Origin of the sequence: Pseudomonas sp. RA_105y_Pfl2_P56, assembly GCF_963970845.1 — a bacterium.
In the GTDB taxonomy this organism is placed as follows: domain Bacteria; phylum Pseudomonadota; class Gammaproteobacteria; order Pseudomonadales; family Pseudomonadaceae; genus Aquipseudomonas; species Aquipseudomonas baetica_A.
In genome coordinates, this window is record NZ_CAXAPL010000091.1 from 1 (window position 1) to 2,055 (window position 2,055).

Below are 2,055 nucleotides of genomic sequence, written 5' to 3' on the forward strand. Positions count from 1 at the left end.
GCACCGTGACCACCACCGCGCCTAACGACGCATTGGTTGGTCAGGCACCGCTGACCACCTCGATCACTGGTGTAACCGGCGGCAACTACGAAAACCTCGTAGCCGACAAAACACCAGTCAGCACCACGGTGACTGACACCGTCGACACCACCAACCTGTCGCTCAGCGCCACCGACTCGGTCGCCGAGGGCGGTTCGATTGTCTACACCGCGACCCTGACCAACGCCGCGGGTTCGCCAGTGACTGTGACCCTGTCGAACGGCGCAGTGATCACCATCGAAGCCGGCAAAACCACAGGCACTGTGACTGTTCCAGCGCCGGCCGATGACGTTTACAAAGATGCCGGCAAAGTCGAAGCAACCATTTCCACCGCGACTGGCGGCAACTTCGAGAACCTGGTGCCGAGCACCGTTCCGGCGGTTACCAACGTCACCGATACAATCGACACCTCGACCGTCAAACTGACGGCCGATGCTTCCGTGGCTGAAGGCGGCACCGTCACTTACACCGCCACTGTGGGTGCGCCGGTGACTGGCTCGCCAGTCGTCGTGACCCTGGCCAACGGCCAGAACATCACCATCGAAGTGGGTAAAACCACCGGCACTGTGACTACCACAGCACCAAACGATGCATTGGTCGGCCAGGCTCCGCTGACCAACTCGATCACTGACGTGAGCGGTGGCAACTACGAAAATCTCGTGGCCGACAAAACACCGGTTTCGACCACCGTCACCGACGTCGTCGACACCACCAATCTGACGCTGAGCGCCACCGACTCTGTGTCCGAGGGTGGTTCGATTGTCTACACTGCGACCCTGACCAACGCCGCTGGCTCGCCAGTGACTGTGACTCTGTCGAACGGCGCCGTCATCACTATCGAGGCCGGTAAAACCACCGGCACCGTGACTGTTCCAGCGCCGGCTGATGACGTTTACAAAGATGCCGGCAAGGTCGAGGCAACCATTTCGACTGCCACCGGCGGCAACTTCGAAAACCTGGTGCCGAGCACTGTTCCAGCGGTTACCAACGTCACCGATACCATCGACACCACCACCGTCAAACTCACCGCCTCCGAGTCGGCGGCTGAAGGTGGCACCGTCACCTACACCGCGACCGTGGGCGCCCCGGTCACGGGTTCGCCAGTCGTGGTAACCCTGGCCAACGGCCAGAAAATCACCATCGAAGTCGGCAAAACCACTGGCACCGCGACCACCACCGCGCCTAACGACGCATTGGTTGGTCAGGCTCCGCTGACCAACTCGATCACTGACGTGAGCGGCGGCAACTACGAAAATCTCGTGGCCGACAAAACACCAGTCAGCACCACCGTGACTGACACCGTCGACACCACCAACCTGTCGCTCAGCGCCACCGACTCGGTCGCCGAGGGCGGTTCGATCGTTTACACCGCCACCCTGACCAACGCTGCTGGCTCGCCAGTGACTGTGACCCTGTCGAACGGCGCAGTGATCACCATCGAAGCCGGCAAAACCACGGGCACCGTCACTGTTCCGGCTCCAGCCGATGACGTCTATAAAGACGCCGGCAAGGTCGAGGCGACCATTGCCACCGCCACCGGCGGCAACTTCGAAAACCTGGTGCCGAGCACTGTTCCAGCGGTTACCAACGTCACCGATACCATCGACACCACCACCGTCAAACTCACCGCCTCCGAGTCGGCGGCTGAAGGTGGCACCGTCACCTACACCGCGACCGTGGGCGCCCCGGTCACGGGTTCGCCAGTCGTGGTAACTCTGGCCAACGGCCAGAACATCACCATTGAGGTGGGTAAAACCACCGGCACTGTCACCGCGACTGCGCCAAACGATGCGCTGACCGGTCATACGCCACTGACCAATGCGATCACCGGCGTAACCGGCGGCAACTACGAAAACCTCGTGGCCGACAAAACCCCGGTCAGCACCACGGTGACTGACACCGTCGACACCACCAACCTGTCGCTCAGCGCCACCGATTCTGTGGCCGAGGGCGGTTCGATCGTTTACACCGCCACCCTGACCAACGCTGCTGGCTCGCCAGTCACCGTGACCCTGA

General features: G+C 61.8%; 1 protein-coding gene. It reads left to right on the plus strand.

Annotated elements, in window-relative coordinates:
* Positions 1–2,055 (plus strand): immunoglobulin-like domain-containing protein (locus AACY11_RS28160; RefSeq protein ID WP_339496311.1); only part of this gene is annotated, 2,055 nt, incomplete at both ends.